Genomic DNA, 23,192 nt, shown 5'->3' with positions numbered 1-23,192 from the left:
TCGTCCGGATCATCTCCATGATATTGATAGCCGTCGCGGCCACGCTGGCGATCCTGGCGCTGATCACGCAGGCTGGCGTCTTGCTGCTGGAGCGCGCCTATCCGGCGCGAGGCAGGATGATCGAGGTGGCCGGCGGTGCGGTCCACGTCGTCGATACCGGGCCGCGCGATGCCGCGGGCCCCCCTGTCGTGCTGATCCACGGCGCCAGTTCCAATCTCGAAAGCATGCGGCAGCCGCTTGGCGCCAGGCTGGCCGAAAAGCATCGGGTGATCCTGGTCGATCGGCCCGGCCACGGCTGGAGCACGCGCGCGCGTATCGGGGATTCGACGCCTGATATCCAGGGGCGAATGATCGAGCAGGCGCTGGAGAAACTCGGCATCGACCGCGCCGTTTTCGTGGTCCATTCGTGGGCCGGCGCGCTCGGCGCGCGGATGGCGCTGGATTATCCGCGGCGTGTCGCCGGCCTCGTGATGCTTGCGCCGGTGGCCTATCCGTGGCCGGGCGGCGTCGGACAATACAACAAAATCATCAGCACACCGGTGATCGGTCCGCTACTTGCCCACACCATCACTCTGCCGCTCGGCTATTTGCTGGCCGAACCCGGCGCCCGCGGCGTTTTCCTGCCTCAGATCATGCCGGACGGGTTTGTCCGGGACTCGGCGACGCCATTGCTGCTGCGGCCGCGCGAGTTCATCGCCAATGCGCAGGATCTGGTCACCCTGAAGGAAGCGGTCAGGGAACAGGCGCCGCGCTACGCCGATATCACGGCGCCTGTCGTGGTGATCTCGGGCGACGGCGCGGACAAGACCGTATCGACCAGCATCCATTCGCGCCCGATCGCCGCCGCCGAGCCGAATGCGAAACAGATCGTGTTGCCGGATGTCGGCCACATGGTACAGCACGCCGCACCTGAACTGGTTGTCGCCGAGATCGCCGCGATGATTGGCAGGATTGCGCCCGGCCCGGCCGCTGCGGCTCAACGGTCGCAATAAAAACAGCGCGGCGGTTGCCCGTCGCGCTGCTGGTGTTTCCGATGCCGGCCTATGCCGGGCTGAGGCGAGCTCAGCTGTAGATTTCGAACAGGCCGGCGCCGCCCTGGCCACCGCCGATGCACATGGTCACGACGCCCCATTTGGCCTTGCGCCGGCGTCCCTCCTGCAGCAGATGGCCGGTGCAGCGCGCGCCGGTCATGCCGAAGGGATGGCCGATCGCGATCGAGCCCCCGTTGACGTTGTACTTCTCGGGGTCGATGCCGAGCTTGTCGCGGGAATACAGGCACTGGCTGGCGAACGCTTCGTTGAGCTCCCAGAGGTCGATATCCTCGATCTTGAGCCCGTGGCGCTTCAGCAGCTTCGGCACCGCGAATACGGGACCGATTCCCATCTCGTCGGGCTCGCAACCCGCCGACGCCCAGGCGACGAAGCGGCCGAGCGGCTGCAGGCCGCGCTTTTCCGCGTCCTTGGCTTCCATCAGCACGACGGCGGCGGCGCCGTCCGACAGCTGGCTGGCATTGCCGGCGGTGACGTATTTTCCGGGACCCTTTACCGGCTCGAGCTTGGCGAGGCCTTCCATCGTCGTCTCGGGCCGGTTGCATTCGTCGCGATCGACCGTGTAGTCGACGATGCTCTCGGCCTTGGTCGCCTTGTCGACCACCTTCATTTTGGTCTTCATCGGGACGATTTCGTCCTTGAACTTGTTGGCCTGCTGGGCGGCAGCCATGCGGCGCTGCGATTCCAGCGAGTACTCGTCCTGGTATTCGCGGCTGAGCTTGTAGCGCTCCGCGACGATATCGGCGGTGTCGATCATCGCCATGAAGATGTCGGGCGCCACCTTGAGCAGGTCCGGGTCGACCACTTCCTTCGGCAAGGGGCCGCCGGGCATCGAGATGCTCTCGACGCCGCCGGCCACGATGCAATCGGCGCCGTCCGAGCGGATCGAGTTGGCGGCCATCGCGATGGTCTGAAGTCCCGACGAGCAGAAGCGGTTGACCGAAACGCCGGCGGTCGACTTCGGCAGGCCTGCGAGCAATGCGGCCTGGCGGCCGATATTGGGCGCGCCATGCGCGCAATTGCCGAGGTAGCTATCCTCGACGTAATCCTTCTCGACGCCGGCGCGCTCCACGGCGTGCTTGATGGCGTGGGCCGCCATCGACATCGGCGGAGTGATGTTGAACCCGCCGCGGCCGGACTTCGCCAGTCCGGTTCGCGCATAAGAAACAATGACCGCTTCACGCATTTTCTTGATCTCCCTTTGAAGCGGCCAGTATGCCCCGCAATAGATTGCAAGCGTAGGGAAATTTCGCTGGCGACGGTAAAATATCGACCTTTGACGGCATCGAATTGCCCGCACGTTCCGCTGTGCGGAAAGACTTCCGGATCGGCTCTCCCGGGCGATGGATTTTGCGCCGGGGAAGGCCTAGCGTTTTGCTTTCGCGGGATCGTTTGCGGCTTGCTGGTCGGGCGCTGTCAGGTGCCCCGGCTCGGGACGAAGTGACGCTTGATCCATGGCAATGACCGCCGACGACATCCTGGCTCACCCGGCGCTCGCGCCATGCGTTCGCGGCCAGGCGCAATCGCTGCTGCAGATCCAGGAAGCCAGTCCGCGGATCGCCTCGCTTTTTGCGACCCAGCAGCGCTGGCTGATGGCGCATGCGGCGCTGGCAAAGTATTTCCGCAACGCGGCGAACGATCCGGGCGCCGGGCTGCTTGCCGAGCGCTTCCTCGAACTCGTCCAGCACCACAAGCTTGCGAGTCGCAACACGGCGTCGGCCTTTCTGAAGGAGTTGCTGAAATACGACATGATCCGTTTCGTCGCGGGCAGCGAGGGCAGGCGCCACCGTCCGATCGAGCCGGTGCCGGCGGTGCTGATGGCGCTGTTTCACTGGCACGCGCTGCATCTTGGCACCCTCGACGGGCTCGATGGCGGTGCCCGGGCGGCGGGCTTCCGGGCCCGGCCGGACTTGCTCGGCGCGATCCAGCCGCTGATATCGGATGGCCTGATCGGCTCGGGCGACGTTCGCAAGCCGGGGCGGACTTTCTCGCTGTTCACCTGGGTCGACGAAGGCGGCATCGTGATGGATCGCCTGATCGTCGGATGCCAGCAAGGTGCCGACGGCCTCGCGCGCATTCGGACCGATGTGACCTCGATTGCCGGACTGGCGCAGCGGCTCAATCTGTCGCGGACCCAGCTCGGCCGCAAATTTGCCGAGGCCGAGGCGATGGGAAGCCTGGGCTGGTCCGGGCCGCGGGGCAAATCGCCACTGTGGGTGTCGGCGGACTTCCGGCGCGAATATCATGTCGCGCAGGCGGTGAAGCTCGCGATCATCGATGCGGCTTTCGAGGCCTGTGTAGTGCACGGCCGGCCCACGGCCGGTGCCGTGGCGCCGGCATAACGCTGCCTTTTCTGCATCCGACCATTTTTGGGGGTCGGCGTGCCCTGATCTGTACAGCGCGTCAGCCGATCTCTATCGATGAGGCAATCTGAGCGCATGTTGCTGTTCGGCAACGGACTCCCACCCATGGAACCGCTAGCTTTCAAATCCCTGCGTTTTTTCGTGATCGCATATCCGCGACTCTCCGGAGCAGCCGTGCACAGATTGTTGGTGGCTGCGTCCTTGCTGCTCCCCGCGGCTGCCTTGGCCCAGGATATTCCGCACCGGGTGCGGCCGGAGACCGTGCCGGATAGCTGGGCTGCCCCCTATATCGGCGCCTACTACGCGGTGGCTGCTGGCGGACGGTCGAGCGAATTGGCCGACGAGGCCAATATATCGTCATCGCAAACAAGCCTGATGAAGGGCGACTTCTCCGGCCCGGTCACGGGATCGATGGTCGAACTGTTCGCCGGCCGCAACTGGCGCTTCGGCAATTTCATCGTCGGCGGCCAGGTCGAGGCGACCGTTGCGAGCGATATCGCTGCCAGCGTCACCGGTCCCCTGCAGTTGAATCAGGTCCGACGTTTTGGTGGCGTCATCTTGAGTTCTTGGTCGGGCCCGACGACGAACGGCAACGATCCGCAGCTCAGGTTCAGGGCCGGCCTCGTCGGCCGCGCCGGCTTCCTCGTGCGGCCAAATTTGTTGCTGTACGGCCTCGCCGGGCTCGAATTTGGTCATTTCATCTTTCCCGACGACGACGACGCATTCGGCAGCGCCAACCGCAACTGGGCGTTGGGCTACACCGCGGGCGCCGGTTTGGAAGCGCGTTACGACGATCACTGGTCGCTGCGTGCGGAATATCGATATCTGCATTTTGCGACCGCCCGCAGCGAAGTGCGCGATATCGGTACCTACCTGTCCTCGATCCGCCATCATGAGGTCGACATGCATGTCGGCAAGGTCGGGCTGGTCTACAGCTTCGGCGGATCCGGGCCGTCATCGGCGATGGCGGCCATTCCGCCCTTGTCGCGCCAGGTATGGGCGGACAGTTGGGCCGGCCCCTATGCCGGAATCTATTTCGGCGCCGGCGCGGGGCACGCCGCCGAGAACTATTCCAGTGTGAGAAACCTCACCAATATCTGGGGGGCCGACACCACCACGACCAACCAGACCAAGCGCGGCCAGTTCGCGGGCGGGATGGACGGCTCGATGAACGAGGTGTTCCTCGGCTACAACTGGCGCAGCGGCAGGGCCGTCGCCGGCGTGCAGGCAGAGGGAACGCTGTTCAGCGACGTCGGCCTGAAACCGGTCGGCGCGCTGACGACCACAATGTCTTCGGCCATGAACGGCGTCGCCGATCCCACGACGCTAGACGTCCGGCCGGGCTGGAACAACCAGCAGCTGCGCTCGATGGTCGGCCTGGCCGGCCGCGCCGGTTTTCTCGCCACGCCCGACCTGTTGCTGTACGGCGTGGGCGGCGTCGAATTCGGGCACTTCGTCTATCCGCGGGGCAGGGACGCCATCGGCGGAAACAACGGCAAATGGGCGCCGGGCTACACGGCGGGCGCCGGCGCCGAGCTGCGCATGACCGACCACTGGTCGCTGCGCGGCGAATATCGCTATCTGCATTTCGACGTCGACCGCAACGAGACCATCGGCTCCGCCTCGGTCGAGGCCATCTCCGGCGACACTTCGGAGGCTACCACCAATACGGCGCGCCAGACCGCGGCGGATTTCCATATCGGCAAGATCGGCGTGGTCTACAAGTTCGGCGGCGCCGGTCCCGCCTCGGCGATGGCCGCCATGCCGCCTTCCCTCGCTTCAACCTGGACGGACGGCTGGGCTGGACCCTATTTCGGCGCCTATTTCAGCGCCGGCGCTGGCGTTGCGCGCGGCGACTTTGCAACGATCAGCACGAGCTCGTCAGTTACCTTTCCGCAGAACGCCGCGCTCGCCGGCACCATGACGGGAATGCAGACTGATCTGTTCGCCGGCTACAGTCTGCGCAGCGACAGGTTCGTCGTCGGCGGGCAGGTCGAGGCCACGCAGTACGGCGATGTCGCCGTCAAGATGGCAGGTATGCAGACGACGTTGCTTCCGCCGACCAGCGTTCAAACCTCGACCCTCGATCAGTCGGAGCGACTCCGCTCCATGGTCAGTGTGGTCGGGCGCGCAGGCTTCCTCGCGACGCCGAACCTGCTGCTCTATGGTCTCGGCGGCCTGGCGCTCGGGCATTTCAAATATCCCGAACAGGGCGACCGTTTTCCCGATCCCGTCGGCAAATGGGTGGCCGGCTATACCGTCGGCGCCGGCGGCGAACTGAAGGTCGCGCGGCACTGGTCGCTGCGTACCGAATACCGCTATCTGCATTTCGACATCGAGCGCGGCGCGAGCTACGACATCTTCCCGGCTGCCGGTGGCTCGACCGCAGTGTCGTTCGCGTCCCGGACCAGCACGGATTTCCACCTCGGCAAGGTCGGCCTGGTCTACCGAGTCGGCGAGGACTCTCCTTCCGCAATGGCTGCGTTGCCGGGCAGCGCCGAAGCCTGCTGCGATCGCTGGACCGGCTTCTCGGCGGGTATCTACGGCGCGGGCGGTGCGGGCCGCGTGCGGGACGCGATCACCTCGTCTTCGGATAATCGTACTCTCTTTCCACCGCCGGTTATTCTTTCCGGAAGCAATGATTTCCAGTCCGGCGAACTGGCGGGTGACGTCAGCGGCGGGATGATCGACCTGTTCGCCGGATACAATTGGCGTGCCGGTCAATTCGTGATCGGCGGACAGGTGGAAGCGACTGTTTTCGGCGACGTCGGCATGAAATCGCGCGGTACGCTGGTCGGCACTTCCACCTCGCTGGTCCCGCCGTTGACGACGGTTCCCACCATCGACCAAGCCGAATTCGCGCAGTTGCTGCGGTCGCGGGCGGGCCTGATCGGCCGTGCCGGCTTGCTGGCGACGCCGAACCTGCTGGTCTACGCGCTCGCCGGCGCCGAGTTCGGGCATTTCACTTTCCAGGACACCGTGGACCAGCTTGGCGGTGCCTATGGCAAATGGGCGTTCGGCTATACGGCCGGCGCCGGCGCCGAGTTGAAACTGACCGACCGCTGGTCGGTGCGCGGTGAATATCGCATCATGCGTTTCAATCTCGACCGCGAGGCCGCCAATGTCTTTACGCACACGGATGTCGGATTTGCCATACTCAGCGCGAACAGCAGCACCGCTCACACCCGCACGGATCTCCATCTCGGCAAGGTCGGCGTCGCCTACACCTTCTGCTATTGCGACTGACCGGATGGCCCTGCTCAGCGGCCTGCGGCGCGTCCTGGCATTCGCCGTGGACAAGCCGGGCAACGCCTGCAGCGTTGTCGGAAGTCGCGGCTATCGGCTGGTCAGGGTGTTGCTGATGCGGGTGACCACGCGATCCCACTGGCGTTTTTCGGCGGCCGGATAGTTGATCAACACGCAATGGGCAAAGCGACCGGCAAAATTGCAGCGATTGTACCAGATCCTGCCGTTGCGGACGCTGGAGACGACGAAGAATCGCGGCGTCACCCGCTTGTAGATTATGCCCGGCGGCGGATTTTTCCGGGCCAGGAAGACAGCCGGCGACAGTCCCCTGTCGTTGGCCACCGACTGGACGGTCAGATCCGCGCGCCGGTCCGGAGTCAGGAAGCGGCCGCCATATCCACCCTCCGGACTTCCGGCACCTTCTGTGAATATCGAGGCTGGAATGTCAACCGCAGCTCCGGTCTCGGGGACATTGTACCTGACCCAGTCGATGGTCGCCGGCGCGGCCCGCAGGGGCGTAGGCGCAGCGAGAGCCGAGGCAATGGCCAAAGCGATGCAATGACGGCGCAGGTCCATGATATCCTCCTGCATCACAATGTTGGCGAACGGTCTTCGTTCCGCGATGCCGATGACGGTTTGCAATTCTGCGCGGGACGAACGTCGGCGAGCTACCCAAAGCCGTTCAGACGTGCTTGATTTCCCATCTTAAATCAACCAGCCGCGAAGCTGCAGGTGCCCGCAGCCGGCTCGGGAGGCGCGACCGATGACCATCATGATGCCGGCTTCCGATCAGGCGGTTCTGGCGCGCCGCGACGAGATCGTGGCGGCGCTGCGCGCGATCGTGCCGGGCGAGGGCGTGATCGACAGCGCGGCCGAGATGGTGCCATACGAGTCCGACGGGCTGATGGCCTATCGCCAGCCGCCGATGGTGGTGGTGCTGCCCGACACCACCGAACAGGTGTCGCAGGTCCTGAAATACTGCTTCGAGCAGGGCATCAAGGTGGTGCCGCGCGGTTCCGGCACCTCGTTGTCCGGCGGCGCGCTGCCGCTGGCCGATGGCGTGCTGCTGGGGCTGGGCAAATTCAAGCGCATCCGCGAAATCGATTTCGACAACCGCGCTGTCGTGACCGAACCGGGGGTCACCAACCTCGCCATCAGCCAGGCGGTCGCCCATGCCGGATTCTACTACGCGCCCGATCCGTCGTCGCAGATCGCCTGCTCGATCGGCGGCAATGTCGCGGAAAATTCCGGCGGCGTGCATTGCCTGAAATACGGCATGACCACCAACAACCTGCTGGGCTGCGAGATCGTGCTGATCACGGGCGAAATCATCAGGATCGGCGGCAAGTCGGCCGAGACTTCGGGCTACGACCTGATGGGCATCATCACGGGGTCGGAAGGCCTGCTCGGCGTCATCACCGAAGTCACGGTGCGGATCCTGCAGAAACCTGAAACCGCCCGCGCCTTGATGGTCGGTTTCGCGCAAGTCGAGGCGGCCGGCGAATGCGTGGCGCGGATCATCGGCGCCGGCATCATTCCGGGCGGTATGGAAATGATGGACAGGCCCGCGATCCACGCCGCCGAAGCCTTCGTCCATGCCGGCTATCCGCTCGACGTCGAGGCGCTGCTGATCATCGAACTCGATGGTCCCGGCGTCGAGGTCGATGAGTTGATCGGCCGCGTCGAGGCGATCGCGCAAGGCTGCGGCTCGACCACGCTGCAGATTTCCACTTCTGAAGCCGAGCGCAATCTGTTCTGGGCCGGCCGCAAGGCGGCGTTTCCGGCGGTAGGACGGATTTCGCCGGATTATCTCTGCATGGGCGGCACCATTCCGAGCGGGGCGCTGCCGCAGGCGCTGGCGCGGATCCGCGACCTCTCGGAAAAATACGGCCTGCGGGTCGCCAATGTGTTTCACGCCGGCGACGGCAATCTGCATCCCCTGATCCTGTACGATGCCAACCAGCCCGGCGAGATGGACAAGGCCGAGGCGTTCGGCGCCGACATCCTGAGGGTCTGCGTCGAACTCGGCGGCGTGCTGACCGGCGAGCACGGCGTCGGCGTCGAGAAGCGCGATTTGATGCCGGAAATGTTCTCGGAGATCGATCTCAACCAGCAGCAGCGGCTGAAATGCGCGTTCGACGCGCAGGGCCTGCTCAATCCCGGAAAGGTGTTTCCGACCCTGCACCGCTGCGCCGAGCTCGGCCGCGTGCATGTGCATGGCGGCAAGCTGGCATTCCCTGATCTTCCGCGGTTTTAGCCATGATACCCGCCCATTTTCCAGTCGTCATACCCCGCGAAGGCGGAGTATCCAGTATGCCGCTCTGCCGGTGTTTGACTTCGGCTGTAGCGAATACTGGATCGTCCGCCGGAGCCTGTCATCGGGTGGCGCTCCGCGCCGACCCGGTGGCGGACGGTGACGACCAAGTCCGGACCTGAACGCGTGGATACCCTGAAAATACGTGACGCCAAGGACGTCGAGGACGCGGTGCGCGCGGCTGTTGCCAGCGAGCAGCCGCTGGAAATCATCGGCCATGGCTCGAAGCGGCTGATCGGCCAGCCGATGGCGACCAATGCCCTGCTGGATTTGTCATCGCTGAATGCGGTCGTGGCCTACGAGCCCAATGAGCTGATCATCACCGTGCAGGCGGGCGCCCCGCTGTCCGACGTGCTCAGCCTGATCGATTCCAGAGATCAGCAGTTTGCGTTCGAGCCGATCGACACTTCGGCGCTGCTGGGCACGCCCGAACTCGGGACCGTGGGCGGCATGATCGGCGCCGGCCTTGCCGGCCCCCGCCGCATCCGGGCGGGCGGCGCGCGCGACCATCTGCTGGGTGCGCACGCGGTGTCCGGGTTCGGCGACAGTTTCAAGGCCGGTGGCAAGGTGGTGAAGAACGTCACCGGCTACGACCTCTGCAAATTGCTGGCGGGGTCGTGGGGCACGCTCGCGGTCATGACGGAAGTGACCCTGAAGGTGATGCCCAGGCCGGAAAGCGAACGCACGCTGCTGCTGCGCGGGCTCGACGACTTGACCGCGAACCGGGCGATGACTTCGGCGCTCGGCTCGCCGTTTGACGTATCGGGGGCGGCACACCTGCCTGCGTCGGCGTTTCGGGCCGATATCGGCGGGCTTGCCGATTTGGGATCGGCGGGAGAGGCGCTCACGCTGCTGCGGCTGGAGGGCATTACGGTCTCGGCGGTGCATCGCGCCAAGGCGCTGGCCGCGTTGCTGGCGCCGTTCGGCGTGGCCGAAATTCTCCAGGACGCCGCCTCGGCGGCGGCCTGGGGAGCGATTCGCGATGTCAGACCGTTTGCGGCCGACGGCGCGCTGGGCGCGTGGCCGGTGTGGCGGATCGTCTGTCCGCCGGCGGCGGGCGGGGCGCTCGGCCAAGCGCTGTCTCGCGCCACCGGCGGCGACGTGGTCTACGACTGGGGCGGCGGCCTGATCTGGGCGGCATTACCGCCGAAACCGGATGCGCAAGCGGCGCTGCTGCGTGCGCGCGTCAATGCCGCCGGCGGCCATGCCACCTTGATCCGGGCACCCGAACAGGTGAGGCGCAATATCGATGTGTTTCATCCGCAGCAGGAGGGCCTTGCGGCGCTCGGCGAGCGCGTCCGGCACAGCTTCGATCCCAGGAGCATCCTCAACCGCGGCCGGATGACCAGAGGGGCCGCGACATGAAGACAGAATTCAGCCTGGCCCAACTTGCCGATCCCGATATCGCGGAGGCCGACAGGATCCTGCGCGCCTGCGTGCATTGCGGCTTCTGCACCGCGACGTGCCCGACCTACGTGCTGCTCGGCGACGAACTCGACAGCCCGCGGGGGCGGATCTACCTCATCAAGGAGATGCTGGAAAAGAACCGGCCGCCCACCCGGGAGGTGGTCAAGCACATCGACCGTTGCCTCTCCTGCCTCGCCTGCATGACCACCTGTCCGTCCGGGGTGAACTACATGCATCTGGTCGATCAGGCGCGGGTGAGGATCGAAAGGGATTACACCCGGCCGCTGACCGAACGGGTGCTGCGCGCGGTCCTCGCCTTTGTGCTGCCGCGGCCGCAACTGTTTCGCTGGAGCATGGTTCTGGCGCGACTTGGCCGACCGCTCGGCGCCTTGCTGCCGACCCCCCAAACGGCTGCGGCGTCGCCGGGTTTGTTGCGGCGGATCAAGGCGATGCTGGCGCTGGCGCCGGCCAGGCTGCCGCCATCAGGACCGGCCGGGGGTAGCGTTTTCCCGGCGATCGGGGAGCGGCGCGGACGGGTCGCGCTGTTGCAGGGTTGCGCCCAGCAGGTGCTGGCGCCGCGCATCAATCAGGCCGCCATCAATCTGCTGACGCGGCACGGCATCGAGGTCGTGCTGGTCAGGGACGAGCAATGTTGCGGCGCGCTGACCCATCATCTCGGACGCGACGGCGATGCGCTGGCAAGGGCCCGCGCCAACATCGGCGTCTGGCTCGAGGAGGCCGGACGGGACGGTCTCGATGCCATCCTGGTAACGGCATCGGGCTGCGGCACGGTCATCAAGGACTATGGCTTCATGCTGCGAGAGGACCGCGATTTCGCCGGGCCGGCTGCCACGGTTTCCGCGCTGACAAAGGATATCACCGAGTATGTCGGCGGCATCGAACTGCAGCCATCGCAGCAACTGCGCGACATCACCGTCGCCTATCACTCCGCTTGTTCGCTGCAGCACGGGCAGAAAATCACGCAGGCTCCGAAAGAATTGCTTTCCAAGAACGGATTCGTGGTGAAAGATGTGCCGGAGAGCCATTTGTGTTGCGGTTCGGCGGGGACCTACAACATTCTCCAGCCCGACATTGCGAGCAGATTGCGCGATCGCAAGGTCGCCAATATTGCGACAGTGAAGCCGGACATGATTGCTGCGGGCAATATTGGATGCATGGTTCAGATTGCCGGTGGTACGTCAGTTCCTGTGGTGCACACGATTGAGCTTCTCGATTGGGCGACAGGCGGTCCCCGGCCAGGATCGAACTGAATCGATTGGCCCCGTCCGGAAGCGGACGACTTGAAGCGCCTGATAGACATTTGATCGGCAACAGGAGGTTCACGATGGCTAAAGGGAAGAAGAGCAAGAAGGGCAAGAAGGCGAAAAAAGCCAAGGGGAGTCTGGTGACGGCGAAGAAGAAATCTTCGAAGAAGTCGTCGAAGAAGGCCAAGAAGTCTGCCAAGAAATCCGCGAAGAAATCCGCGAAAAAGTCGGCCCCGAAAAAGTCGGCCAAGAAATCGGCCAAGAAATCGACCAAGAAGTCGGCCAAGAAGTCGGCGAAGAAAGCCAGCGCCAAGAGCAGCCCGGCTCCTGCCAAGAAGGCGGCCGCCAAGCCCGCAGCCCGCAAACCCGCCGCACGCAAGCCTGCAGCCCCGAAACCCGCCCCGGCCCCCGAGCCGATGGCTGCCCCGGCGCCGGCGCCTGAAGCCGCGGCTCCGAGTTGGGCGTCTCCAAGCCCCGAGGCCTCGAGCCCCGCTGCGTCATGGGGCGCACCCTCCAGCGGAGACGACGACAAGTAGCGGGCTCCGCTCTGTCAGCAGATCACGATCAGGCCGCAGCGCCAGCCGCTGCGGCTTTTTCTATGGGCGGGGTCGTGGAAGTGACTTCGCAAGGGCGCGCCGATTCGCGGAGACCAATCAATTGGCCGCGACCTCCGTGGTTCTGCGGGACCAACTGTGCCCAAAATGCATTGCAATCAACATACGGAGTCCAAAAATTGTTGTTGGAATGCAACACCCGCCGACAACATCTTCCAAAACTGTCATAAAGCCTAAAAAGGCGGCAGATGCTTGTCTTTTTGGCTTCACGCAACCGGTAGGGCGTTCCAGATTGCAATCAGGTTAAGGAATTTGGTTGCAGTCGGTTATCGCACTGTCCCTGGGGGGACGCCGGAACCGGACTGTTTTAACGGTGATGGGGATCGTCATGAAGAAGTTGGCTTTGTTAGCAACGGCGCTGGCAATGGTATCGGGTTCGGCTGTCGCGGCGGATATGCGTGTCAAGGCCTACAAGGCCCCGCCGCCGGTGGCGTTCGATCCGTGGGATATCGCCTTCGGCAGCGCGATCATGAACGACTATGTGTTCCGCGGCATCACCCAGTCCAACCACAAGGCTGCGGTCTCGGCCTACTTCGAGCCGCGCTACAATATCAACCCGAACTTGCAGCTCTATGTCGGCCTCGGCGGCGCCAGCATTTCTTTCCCGAACCGCGCAGCGGCGGAAATCGACGTCTACGGCGGTATCCGTCCGACCTTCGGCATGTTCGCCTTCGACTTCGGTGCCATCGGATACCTCTATCCCGGCGGACAGTGCTTCAATGCCGCCGCCATTCCTGGCTCGGGCATTCCCGGATCCGATCCGAGCTGCGCCGTAAGTCCGTTCGGCAATTCCGATCCGGTCACCGGCGGGCTTCCGATCAACGGCAACTTTGCCAAGAAAAAAGCCAGCTTTTTCGAAGGCTACGCCAAGGTCAACGTAGCCATCAACGACATGTTCTCGATCGGTGCCAGCGAATACTATTCGCCGAACTTCCTGAACACCGGCGCCTGGGGTAACTACGCCGCGGTCACCGCCAAGTTCACGGCACCCAGCTCCACCTTCGGCTCAAGCGGTCTCGGCATGTACATCTCCGGCGAGTTCGGCCGCCAGTGGCTTGGCACTTCCGATGCGTTCTACGGGGTTCCCGCCTTCCCGGCCGGCATCGACTACGCCGACTACAACACATGGAATGTCGGCATCGGCTTCACCTACAAGGTGTTCACGCTGGACGTGCGTTACTCCGACACCAACCTGTCGAAGGGCGACTGCAACGCCTTCACCAGCGACTACACCGCCAAGTTCGACGGCAGCTTCACCCCGATCAACCCGGGCGGCTTCGGCTCGGGCTGGTGCGGCGCGACGGGCATCGTCAAGCTGTCGGCTGACCTGACCGCGATGACCAACCTGAAGTAAGTCATTCCCTCGAAACCTTTGGGGCGGCAGAGCGATCTGCCGCCCCTTTCTTTTGCGCTGGTCCTGGGTGCGGTGCGTCAGCTTGCGGGAAGGCGATCGCCCGCAACGACCAACGGACAAATTCAGGCAGGAGCCGAGTTGCGGGATTATGTCGGCTTGACGTCCTCGCCGCCTCCGCGCAATGCAAATCCATCGCCATCGCGGGTCAGTGCGACCTGGCGCTGGTGGAAGGCGTCGAGCGTCGAGCGATGGCCGATCGAAATAATGGTCGTGGCCGGCAGTTTCTCCCGAAGCAGACCATAGAGCGCCGCCTCAGAAGGCTCATCGAGTGAGGCGGTCGCTTCATCGAGGAACAGGTATTGTGGCGCATGCAACAGCGCGCGCACGAGCCCAAGGCGCTGTTGCTCGCCGAGCGACAGCGTCCGATTCCAGTGACCGTGTTCGTCGAGCTGGGGCGCCAGCCGGGGCAACCCCACCGCTTCGATCGCCTGGCTGATCCGAGCGGCCGGGAACGAGCCTTCCGGGCCGGGATACTCGACCGCCCCGCGCAGCGATCCCGTAGGAAAATACGGGCGCTGCGGCAGCATCATCATGGTTGCCCCCGGCGGAATGGCGATCGAGCCCGCGCCGAACGGCCAGATGCCGGCGATCGCCCGGAACAGCGTCGACTTGCCTGAACCGGATGGGCCGGTGACCAGGGTGCGCTCGTCCTTGCGCAAACTGAATCCGTCCGCGGTCACCAGCGGCCTTCCGTTCGGCAGCCGCACCGCCAGCCCCTTGAAGTCGATGGCGTCGTGGCCGGCGGCCTCGACGACGTGAATCCTGTCGTCGCGGCTCGCAAGTTCCGTCGCATCCGCAATTCCCGCCTCAAAGCCGTCGAGACGATTCACCACCGCCTGCCATTCCGCCAACTGGCGATAGATGGTGATGAAGAACGAAAGCGCGCCCTGGACGCTGGAGAAGGCCGATGCCGTCTGCATCATGCCGCCAAGCGAGATCTTCTTGGCAAAGTAGGCAGGCGCCACCAGGATGTAGGGAAAGATCACCGAAGCCTGCGAATAGCTGGCCGTGAAGGCCGTCACTTTCTTGGTGCGGGACATGATCGCGAGCCAGTTGTCGACCACGCGCCCGAAACGCACCAGCAGGCGTTCGCGCTCGGCTTCCTCGCCGCTCATCAGCGCGATCTGCTCGGAGTTTTCCCGCACCCGCACCAGATTGAAGCGAAAATCGGCTTCGTACTGCTGCTGCCGGAAATCGATTCCGACCAGCGGCCAACCGATCATATGCGTGATAATGGTGCCGAGCACCGAATAGATCAGCGCGCCCCACACCAGGTAGCCGGGGATCACAAAATCCTGTCCGAACAGGTGCAGCGGCGCGGCGTTGGAAAGTCCCCACAGGATGGCGACAAAGGAGGCCAGCGTGACGACCGAGCCCAGCAGGCCGACGCCGATGTTGAGGGTTCGATCGACGAACAGCTTGACGTCGTCGGTCATGCGCTGGTCGGGGTTGTCGGCGGCGTCGCCCTGCAGCTGCATCCGGTAATGGTTGGCCTGATGCAGCCATTGGCCGAGATACTGCGCGGTCATCCAGCGGCGCCAGCGGATCTGCAGCCATTGATTGAGGTAGAGCTGGTAGACCGCAATGATGATGTAGAAGGTGGCCAGCACCGAGAAATAGATGATTTCGGCGACGAATGCGTCCCAGTTGTAGTCCTGCAGTGCGTTGTAGAAGCGGCTGTTCCACTGGTTCTGCAGCACCGTGAGGCCGACGATGGCCAACTCGGCGGCGATCACTGCCGCGAGCAGCGCGCGGCCGGCCCATCTGTCCTCGGAACGAAAATAGGGAGCCGCGATCCGCCATACGGTCGCGAGCGTTGAGCCGATGTTTTTCACGAGATTAACGTCTCCGGGGAATGGCCCAGAAGGCCCTGAGAAAAGGCAGATCGAATTCCATTAGACTAAAGTCTCATGGCTCCGCCTGTCGCGGTCAATCCTAGCATGGGTGCCGCGGTGCGGGACGGAGGCCCCACGAACTTCGCGAGGTTGTGAGCGGATTTTGATGAGCGGCGCGGCGCCGAAGGGCGCCGGATCTGGCAAATGCCGCGGGCATTCACTAGAACGGCACTGGTTTAGGTGCAGCGAGATTTCGAGAGGCCTTATGATTTCCACGCCCGGATTTTTGAAACTCGCTGCCGCAGGGGCCCTGGTCGCGACCGCCATCAATCCTGCCCCGGCTCGCGCCGATGACGGCTTTCCGTTTGGGCTCGAACTGACGCTCGATGCGTCGCGTCAGCCCGGATCGAAGCGGATTCCGTCGCTGGAAATCGGCGATGCCGGCGAGGTGATCCTCGAACTGTGGTGCAAGGGCGGCAAGGGCCAGTTTTCGGTGGCGGGCAACACCGTGATCTTCGTCGCGGGGCCGATGCAGGACCGTTCCTGTCCGCCGGCGCGGGCGCAGGCCGACGATGAACTGGTCGCCGCCCTGAGTGAAGCCGCGACCTGGAAGCGGCAGGGCGATTTCGTCTCGCTGGTCGGACCCAGGACGCTGCGCTTCCGCATCAATACCAACTGAGATCCCGGTCAATCCTCACGCAGGATCATGTCGGCGCAGGCGCCGCCGGCCTGCACCACGCCGCTGTAGCCGCCGAAACCCGCATAGGCCGACGCCAGATAAAGACCCGGCACCGCCGTGCGCGGCGAGCGCTCGAAGGCCTGCCCGATCGATCGCGGAGGGGTCGGCGCAAAGCCGTAGACCGCGCCCTCAGGCGCATTGAGATACTGCCTGACCGACAGGGCGGTGTTGAACGACGACGCCACCACGGCGCCGGCGAGGCCCGGATAGAGCGAATCCAGATAGCGCACGATGGCGTCCTGCCAGCGCCCGCGCTTTTCGCGGTAGGCGTCCATGTCCGAACTGTCCCAATTCGACAGCAAATCGGGTCCGTAGACCGAGAGCACAAAAGGCGGCGAGGGGATCCCGGCATCTATCGCGGTGAAGTCGACCAGCGACATCGGCGGCATCGCCCCGCCGGGTTCGGCGGCCATCAACTTTGCGCCCTGCGAATAGTCGGATAGCCGCTGCAACTGGCGCGGCAGCAATTGCGTGGAATAGGCCGATACGCCGAATTCGCGTGGCGGCTTGCCGAGGCCGAGCGTCATGGCGAACAGCGAAATCGATGGCGCGCGGTTCGCGTAGCTTGCCTGCAGCCGGTCTGCCGCCGCTTGCGGCATCAAGCCCGCGAGCGCGCCGGGCGCGGCGTTGCCGATCACGCGCCCGCATTCCACGGTCCGGCTGTCGCTGCCATCCTTGGCGCTGTGGGTGACGGCGCCGGCGCGGCCGTCCGCATCGAGCGCCATGCCGGTGGCGACGCGGCGCAGCAGCACCTCGCCGCCGGCGGTGCGGATGGCGCGGGCCAGCGCGCTCGACAGCCGCTGCGATCCACCCTGCACGAAACGTCCGCCGCTCTGCAGGTAGCTGCCCTGCGCCATCGCGAAATGCATCCACCACAGCGTCGCGGGGTCGTGGTGAAAATACGACAGGTTGGCGGCGACAGCGCATTTGACGGCTTCGTCGCCGCCGAACAACGCATCGAGCTTTTGCGACAGCGACAGCGGCCAGTCGGGTGAATGCATCAAGGCCGGGTCGTCCTGCGCGAGCGGGCCTGCCGATGCGATGGCCGCCATCTCGTCGAGCAGCTGACGGATTCCGGCGCGGGCCTGCGGAAAGCGCCCGGTCAGCGCCTGCCGCGCCGCATCGAAATCGTCCGGCATCACGAACGGCGCCTCGAGCGGGCCGCCCCGCGCTTCGTACAGCGAGCCTGCCGCAATCCACTTGACCGCGTCGATCACGCCCGCCCGCGTCAGTGCATCGTGTTTGGGGTCGCGGGGGTGATGCGGGTCGCTGGTTTCCTGCAACGAGCCTTCGATGAACAGGTCGCCGGACTTGTAGCTCGACGCCGCGCCACCCACCGAGTTGCTGCGCTCGATGACCAGCACCTTGCGTCCGGCGCGCGCCAGGATCGCACCGGCCGTCAAGCCTCCGAGGCCGGCGCCGATCACCACTACGTCACAGCGCGCCATCAATTCCCTGAAGCTTCCCGTGCGGATACGCACCGTTCTTTGCCGCTGGGGCGCGGCATGTCAAATGCACGAATGCATGGACAGGGTGCGTTTGCGAAGGTTTCGGGACCTCCGCGGGAACGACGGTTCTATTTCCAGGCGTTCTTGTCGCCGTCCCAGCGCTGGCCCTTGAATTCCCTGGCCAGCGCATCGACCGAGCCGTTGTCGTCCTTCAACTCGCCTTCCTCATCGAGGCTGGACTCCTCCGCCAGATTGAGCCTGGGGCCTGAAGTTTCGTCCGCGGTCGAAACGGCGGGGTTGCCGATCCACAGCATGAGGCGGTCGGTCGTCCCGGGCCTGTCCGGCGCCACCATCGCGATGATCTCGACGGTCTCGGTGAGGCCGAGTGCGGGGAATGTCCGGCTCGGCCGCTTCATCGTGATCTTCAGTTTTCCCGTATTGGCGTCCCATGCCGACGCCGCCGCTTTCGCCGCCAGCGTCCTGGCCAGCACGCCGGAAATGGCCGCCGCCAGTTTGTCCCGGTTCAGCCTTTCGCCATCGCGCCAATCGGCAGCGGCGAAACGGATGGTACGATCCATCTCCATGCCGCCAATGGTCCAGCCGGCGGCGATTACGCCAGGCAGCGATTTGGCTTTCGCGACCAGCGCGGCCGATCGCTCCGGATCGATGTTGATGTGGATGGTCTGATGGCCGGCGCGCATCGCGTCGCAGGAGACGCTGAGGCTGCTCAGCGAAACTTCGAGATCCTGCCCCTTCAGACCTTTCAGGAAATCCAGTGCGGCGTCCAGCTTGACCCGCACGCCAATCGATTCCGGCGACACTTCGGTGAAATCCTTCGGACTCTCCTTGATGCCGTCGTCGGTGGTCTGGTTTTCCTGGAATTCCCTTTCGCTGAGGTCGGAATTGTCCGTCGAGGTCACTTCCGTCACGGCCTGGCCGACGCTGATCTGGCCGCGGAATTCGAAGCTGTCGCCGGTCGGCTTGCGTACCAGTCTGACCGTGACCGGCAGCTTGTCGCCGAGGGTCTGGGTGTTGCCGGTCAGGGTCTGGCCGTTGACCGCGAGCATGGCGACGAAGCGGTCCTTGCGGTCGCTTCCCTTCTCGACGGGAAAGCAGACGTCGAGCACCGCCGCGGTGACGTTCCTGCCCTGACGGGTTTCCTTCAGCACGGCGTCGGCATGGCCGTCCATCAACCCGTCGATCGCGGTGAAATACCGGACTTCGCTGGCGCCTGGCGCGGCCTTGGCCGGAAGCTTCACTTGCGCCGAAGCGAGATTCGGCGAAGCCGTCATCAGGCCGGCCAGGCAGATTAGCAGCGCGCGCATTTTAGCGTCCTCAAGATCCAGAATCGGACATTACCGTAGAGCCTTTTTGCCAAAAAAGAAGGCCGCCCGGAGGCGGCCTTCGTCGATCGGGTAGCTCGCGGGCAGCCGGGCTAGAAGCCCATGCCGCCCATTCCCCCCATGCCGCCGCCACCGCCGCCTGGCATCGGCTGCGCCGGCTCCTTCGGCATTTCGGCGACCATGGCTTCGGTCGTTACCAGCAGGGCGGCCACCGAGGCTGCGTCCTGTAATGCGGTGCGCACCACCTTGGCGGGGTCGATGATGCCCTTGGCGACCATGTCGACATATTCCTCGGTCTGCGCATCGAAGCCGAACGTCTCCGACTTGTTTTCGAGGATCTTGCCGACCACGATCGAGCCTTCGACGCCGGCGTTCTCGGCGATCTGGCGGACCGGGGCTTCCAGCGCCTTCAGCACGATGTTGATACCGGCCTGCACGTCGGAATTGTCGTTGTGGATACGGCCGACCGCCTTCTTGGCGCGCAGCAGTGCCACGCCGCCGCCCGGCACGATGCCTTCCTGCACCGCCGCGCGGGTCGCGTTGAGGGCGTCCTCGACGCGGTCCTTCTTCTCCTTCACCTCGATCTCGGTGGCGCCGCCGACGCGGATCACCGCGACGCCGCCGGCGAGTTTCGCAAGACGCTCCTGCAGCTTTTCGCGGTCGTAGTCCGAGGTGGTCTCCTCGATCTGCGCCTTGATCTGGCCGACCCTCGCCTCGATGTCCTTCTTCTTGCCGGCGCCCTTGACGATCGTGGTGTTTTCCTTGTCGATCACGACCTTGCCGGCGCGGCCGAGCATGTCGATCGTGACGCTTTCGAGCTTCATGCCGAGTTCATCGGAGATCAGCTGGCCGCCGGTCAGGATCGCGATGTCTTCCAGCATCGCCTTGCGGCGGTCGCCGAAGCCCGGCGCCTTGACGGCGGCGACCTTGAGGCCGCCGCGCAGGCGGTTGACCACCAGGGTGGCGAGAGCCTCGCCTTCGACGTCCTCGGCGATGATCAGAAGCGGGCGACCCGACTGCACCACGGCCTCCAGCACCGGCAGCATCGACTGCAGGCCGGACAGCTTCTTCTCGTGCAGCAGCACGTAGACGTCCTCGAGTTCGGCGGTCATTTTCTCGGCGTTGGTGACGAAATAGGGGCTGAGATAGCCGCGGTCGAATTTCATGCCCTCGACGATGTCGACTTCGGTGTCCAGCGACTTGTTCTCCTCGACGGTGATGACGCCTTCATTGCCGACCTTCTGCATCGCCTGCGCGATCATCTTGCCGATCGCGGCATCGCCGTTCGACGAGATGGTGCCGACCTGGGCGACTTCGGAGGACGAGGCGACCGGCTTGGCGCGCTTCTCGAGATCCTTGACCACGGCATGCACGGCAATCTCGATGCCGCGCTTCAGGTCCATCGGGTTCATGCCGGCGGCCACCGATTTGGCGCCTTCGCGCACGATCGCCTGCGCCAGCACGGTTGCCGTGGTGGTGCCGTCGCCCGCGGTGTCGTTGGTCTTGGAGGCTACTTCGCGCAGCATCTGCGCGCCCATGTTCTCGAACTTGTCCTCGAGCTCGATTTCCTTGGCGACGGTGACGCCGTCCTTGGTGATGCGCGGTGCGCCGAAACTCTTCTCGATGACGACGTTGCGGCCCTTCGGGCCGAGCGTCACCTTGACCGCATTGGCCAGAATATCGACGCCGCGCAGCATGCGATCGCGCGCGTCTCCGGAAAATTTGACGTCCTTGGCAGCCATTGAAATCTACTCCTGGAATGATTGGAAACGGTCGGTCGCCGGGCCCTCTTCCCCTCTCCCACAAGGGGAGAAGGGAAGAAAAAGCCCCGCCCGCGCTGGCCATTGGGCGGCGGGCTGTATTGGGGCGCGTTAGCTCAGCACGCCCATGATGTCGCTCTCCTTCATGATCAGGAGCTCTTCGCCGTCGAGCTTGACCTCGGTGCCGGACCATTTGCCGAACAGCACGCGGTCGCCGACCTTGAGGTCGATCGGGATCAGCTTGCCGGCTTCGTCACGGCCACCCGGGCCGACGGCGGTAATTTCGCCCTGCGAGGGCTTTTCCTTGGCGCTGTCCGGAATGATGATGCCGCCCTTGGTCTTTTCTTCGGCGTCGATGCGCTTGACCACGACACGGTCATGCAGTGGACGAAATTTGGATTTAGCCATGACGGTTCCTTTGGAGGCTCGGTTTTCAGGTCTGGTTCGCCATCGAAGTGGCTTGAAGACGGGGCGCATTCGGCACTGCCGGGGGCAGCGCTGTTGCACCCTTAGCAATCGGTATCTTGGAGTGCTAATTGTGTTCCCGGGAATATGGCTTGCGGCCGATCCTGTCAAGCAAGGGGTTAAGTCCTTGGTGAGGCTGATATAGGATGATCCGGAAACCATATCGGGGCTGCGGCGTAGTTAATGGGACGTCATTGCCCCGACAGAAGTTTTACGCTTGGCTGCGGGACGGGTGCGGCCACGAATATGTTCGGGGGAAAGCCATGGTCAGGTCATGTAGCGTGCGGACGGTCGCCAATCTGGGGATCGCCTCGGCGCTGACGTTATTTCTGGGGGCCTGCGGCGGCGGAATGAGCCTGCCGTCCTTCTCATCGGGGCCTTCGGCGCCCCCGGAGCCCGCGGTGGTGCCGGATATGCCCGCCAGCATTCGCGCCGACGAGATCGTCGGCCGCTGGGGCCTCGCATCATACCAGAACCCCAATGACCGCGCGCGCACCGAAGCTGCCGCGCGCTCGCAATGCAAGCAGCCTTACGTGATCACCGCCGGCGCTACCGGCGGCGTCGTCATGCATCTGGCCGACCAGGCGACCCCGCAGGAACTGCGCCTCAAGGGCAGCCCCAGCGGCAAGAATTACATCGGTCCGGCCGGACCTACCCCCGGCGAGCAGGATCGCGAAATAGTTTCGTTCGACGGTCGCGTGCTGGTGACCCGTTTCGTCGACAAGGATGCCGCGGTTCGCTACGGCAACATGGTCTACATCCGCTGCGCGCCGCGCGCCTGATCCGGGTGCATGACTCCGAACGAAAACGCCGGCCCCGGGGCCGGCGTTTTTGTAGGTCTGGCGAAATGCGGGTTCAGTCGAACAGGGCGTCGATGTCGTTCTGCGACGCATGGCCGGCGTCGCCATCGAGCTTCGGCCCGTTCAGCAGCTTGGCGTCGCCTTCGCGTTCGTCGATGATGGGGGGCGCGTGGGCCCGGATGGCATCGACGCCGCCCCAGATGTCCATCATGACGGTGATGTGGTTTTCGATGAACTTCATCGTGGCCATCACCTTGCTGATGCGCTGACCGGTCAGATCCTGGAAATTGCAGGCCTCGAAAATGGAAACGACGCGCTCGCTGATTTCCTCGCTCAGGATCTTCTGCTGGTCCGGCGAATTCACCTTGGCCAATGCGCTGGCGGCCTGATCGATCGCTTCGGCCGCCTCCAGGATCTGCTGGGTCGCTTCCTCGGTGCCGCCGACAACGGCGCCGAGTTCGCCGGTCACCTTGGACATTTCATTGCCGTCGAAGCTCTTGCCGTGCAGCACGGCGATTTCACGCTTGGTGCGGTTGATGGCATCGTAAATCAGGTCGAGCTCGACCTTGAGCTTTTCGCATTGCTCGATCTGGGCGCGATAGGTCTCGAGCAAGGCTTGCGACTCGGCAATCTGCTGCGCTGCCGCCGGATCAATACCAGCGACTTTCGCCGCGTCGTGGCTGGGTGCGGCCATCTGGGCGCGGATGGAACGAAGTTCGTTCATGATCTCGCGATGCATCGGGCCGGCCTCGCCGTCCGTCGCCGCGGGCATCGGCATGTCGCCGACGAAAGCTTGTTCGATACGAAAGCGTCTGCGATTGACCGGCATTGGATTTTCCCTGACTGCACTCGTAACGTTTTAGGCAGATGCGATTTAACGTCAGGTTCACGCCGGAACTGTTCGGGAGGCGTACCGCTCGTGCCGCACACCATCGATTAACCATGCGCCGCCTGCGTTCATCGAAAATAAACGCTACCGTTCAAAACCGCATGGAATTCGCGACGTGGTGAATCCAAACGCCGTTTCCGTTTACCAAACCGAGGCTGTTTTGATTTTAATTGGGGAGGTGCAAAGGCGCCGGTCCAGGCGCTTCCAAGAACTTAACAGTGACGAAACAGTACAGAGTACG

General features: G+C 64.3%; 18 protein-coding genes. 10 read left to right on the top strand and 8 right to left on the bottom strand.

Annotated elements, in window-relative coordinates:
• Positions 1-17: 17 nt before the first annotated feature.
• Positions 18-992 carry an alpha/beta fold hydrolase gene (locus Q8R73_RS20540; RefSeq protein WP_305721378.1) on the top strand — a complete coding sequence of 325 codons (975 nt, stop codon included), beginning with the start codon at positions 18-20 and terminating at the stop codon, positions 990-992.
• 70 nt (positions 993-1,062) lie between these two features.
• Here Q8R73_RS20540 and Q8R73_RS20535 read toward each other — a convergent pair whose 3' ends face one another.
• Complete coding sequence (locus tag Q8R73_RS20535) at positions 1,063-2,235, bottom strand: acetyl-CoA C-acyltransferase (RefSeq protein ID WP_305721377.1); 1,173 nt, start codon at positions 2,233-2,235, stop codon at positions 1,063-1,065.
• A 268-nt stretch (positions 2,236-2,503) separates the two neighbouring features.
• Here Q8R73_RS20535 and Q8R73_RS20530 point away from each other — a divergent pair, with 268 nt between their 5' ends.
• The gene (locus Q8R73_RS20530) at positions 2,504-3,391 is read left to right on the top strand and encodes a hypothetical protein (RefSeq protein ID WP_305721376.1); all 888 of its coding nucleotides are present in this window, start codon (positions 2,504-2,506) and stop codon (positions 3,389-3,391) included.
• A 195-nt stretch (positions 3,392-3,586) separates the two neighbouring features.
• Entirely contained in the window at positions 3,587-6,658 is a 3,072-nt protein-coding gene (locus Q8R73_RS20525) for an outer membrane protein (RefSeq protein WP_305721375.1), read from the top strand.
• A 90-nt stretch (positions 6,659-6,748) separates the two neighbouring features.
• On the opposite strand, the gene Q8R73_RS20520 is transcribed toward Q8R73_RS20525, so the two are convergent.
• Entirely contained in the window at positions 6,749-7,234 is a 486-nt protein-coding gene (locus tag Q8R73_RS20520) for a hypothetical protein (protein WP_305721374.1), read from the bottom strand.
• A gap of 187 nt (positions 7,235-7,421) precedes the next feature.
• Between Q8R73_RS20520 and Q8R73_RS20515 the strand changes: the two genes are divergently transcribed.
• The 5 genes from Q8R73_RS20515 (at position 7,422) to Q8R73_RS20495 (ending at position 13,612) form a co-directional block, all read left to right on the top strand.
• Entirely contained in the window at positions 7,422-8,915 is a 1,494-nt protein-coding gene (locus tag Q8R73_RS20515) for an FAD-linked oxidase C-terminal domain-containing protein (protein WP_305721373.1), read from the top strand.
• A gap of 183 nt (positions 8,916-9,098) precedes the next feature.
• A complete protein-coding gene (locus tag Q8R73_RS20510; RefSeq protein WP_305721388.1) occupies positions 9,099-10,337 on the top strand; it encodes an FAD-binding protein in 1,239 nt (412 codons plus the stop codon).
• Positions 10,334-11,650 (top strand): glycolate oxidase subunit GlcF, encoded by a 1,317-nt coding sequence (gene glcF, locus Q8R73_RS20505; RefSeq protein WP_305721372.1) that lies wholly within the window; start codon positions 10,334-10,336, stop codon positions 11,648-11,650. Before Q8R73_RS20510 ends, glcF begins: the two co-directional genes overlap by 4 nt.
• 74 nt (positions 11,651-11,724) lie before the next feature.
• Positions 11,725-12,180 (top strand): hypothetical protein, encoded by a 456-nt coding sequence (locus Q8R73_RS20500; protein ID WP_305721371.1) that lies wholly within the window; start codon positions 11,725-11,727, stop codon positions 12,178-12,180.
• Positions 12,181-12,586: 406 nt separating this feature from the next.
• Positions 12,587-13,612 (top strand): TorF family putative porin, encoded by a 1,026-nt coding sequence (locus Q8R73_RS20495; protein ID WP_305721370.1) that lies wholly within the window; start codon positions 12,587-12,589, stop codon positions 13,610-13,612.
• Between the two features lie 146 nt (positions 13,613-13,758).
• Here Q8R73_RS20495 and Q8R73_RS20490 read toward each other — a convergent pair whose 3' ends face one another.
• Positions 13,759-15,507, bottom strand: a complete 1,749-nt coding sequence (locus Q8R73_RS20490) for an ABC transporter ATP-binding protein/permease (protein WP_305721369.1) — start codon at positions 15,505-15,507, stop codon at positions 13,759-13,761.
• 265 nt (positions 15,508-15,772) lie between these two features.
• On the opposite strand from Q8R73_RS20490, the gene Q8R73_RS20485 reads away from it, so the two are divergent.
• The gene (locus Q8R73_RS20485; protein ID WP_305721368.1) at positions 15,773-16,186 is read left to right on the top strand and encodes an META domain-containing protein; all 414 of its coding nucleotides are present in this window, start codon (positions 15,773-15,775) and stop codon (positions 16,184-16,186) included.
• An 8-nt stretch (positions 16,187-16,194) separates the two neighbouring features.
• Here the strand turns inward: Q8R73_RS20485 and Q8R73_RS20480 are convergent, their stop codons facing one another.
• The 4 genes from Q8R73_RS20480 to groES form a co-directional block, all read right to left on the bottom strand.
• Entirely contained in the window at positions 16,195-17,694 is a 1,500-nt protein-coding gene (locus Q8R73_RS20480; RefSeq protein WP_305721367.1) for an NAD(P)/FAD-dependent oxidoreductase, read from the bottom strand.
• Positions 17,695-17,822: 128 nt separating this feature from the next.
• Entirely contained in the window at positions 17,823-19,019 is a 1,197-nt protein-coding gene (locus tag Q8R73_RS20475) for a hypothetical protein (RefSeq protein WP_305721366.1), read from the bottom strand.
• 110 nt (positions 19,020-19,129) lie between these two features.
• A complete protein-coding gene (groL, locus tag Q8R73_RS20470; protein WP_305721365.1) occupies positions 19,130-20,779 on the bottom strand; it encodes a chaperonin GroEL in 1,650 nt (549 codons plus the stop codon).
• Between the two features lie 129 nt (positions 20,780-20,908).
• On the bottom strand, positions 20,909-21,205 hold the full coding sequence (groES, locus tag Q8R73_RS20465) for a co-chaperone GroES (RefSeq protein WP_247517682.1): 297 nt from the start codon (positions 21,203-21,205) through the stop codon (positions 20,909-20,911).
• A gap of 320 nt (positions 21,206-21,525) precedes the next feature.
• Between groES and Q8R73_RS20460 the strand changes: the two genes are divergently transcribed.
• Positions 21,526-22,044, top strand: a complete 519-nt coding sequence (locus tag Q8R73_RS20460) for a hypothetical protein (protein ID WP_305721364.1) — start codon at positions 21,526-21,528, stop codon at positions 22,042-22,044.
• Positions 22,045-22,117: 73 nt separating this feature from the next.
• Here Q8R73_RS20460 and Q8R73_RS20455 read toward each other — a convergent pair whose 3' ends face one another.
• Complete coding sequence (locus Q8R73_RS20455; protein WP_305721363.1) at positions 22,118-22,891, bottom strand: protein phosphatase CheZ; 774 nt, start codon at positions 22,889-22,891, stop codon at positions 22,118-22,120.
• Positions 22,892-23,192 lie beyond the last annotated feature (301 nt).

This window comes from Bradyrhizobium sp., assembly GCF_030697065.1.
GTDB lineage: Bacteria > Pseudomonadota > Alphaproteobacteria > Rhizobiales > Xanthobacteraceae > Bradyrhizobium.
This window is presented reverse-complemented; position numbering and strand designations above follow the sequence as displayed.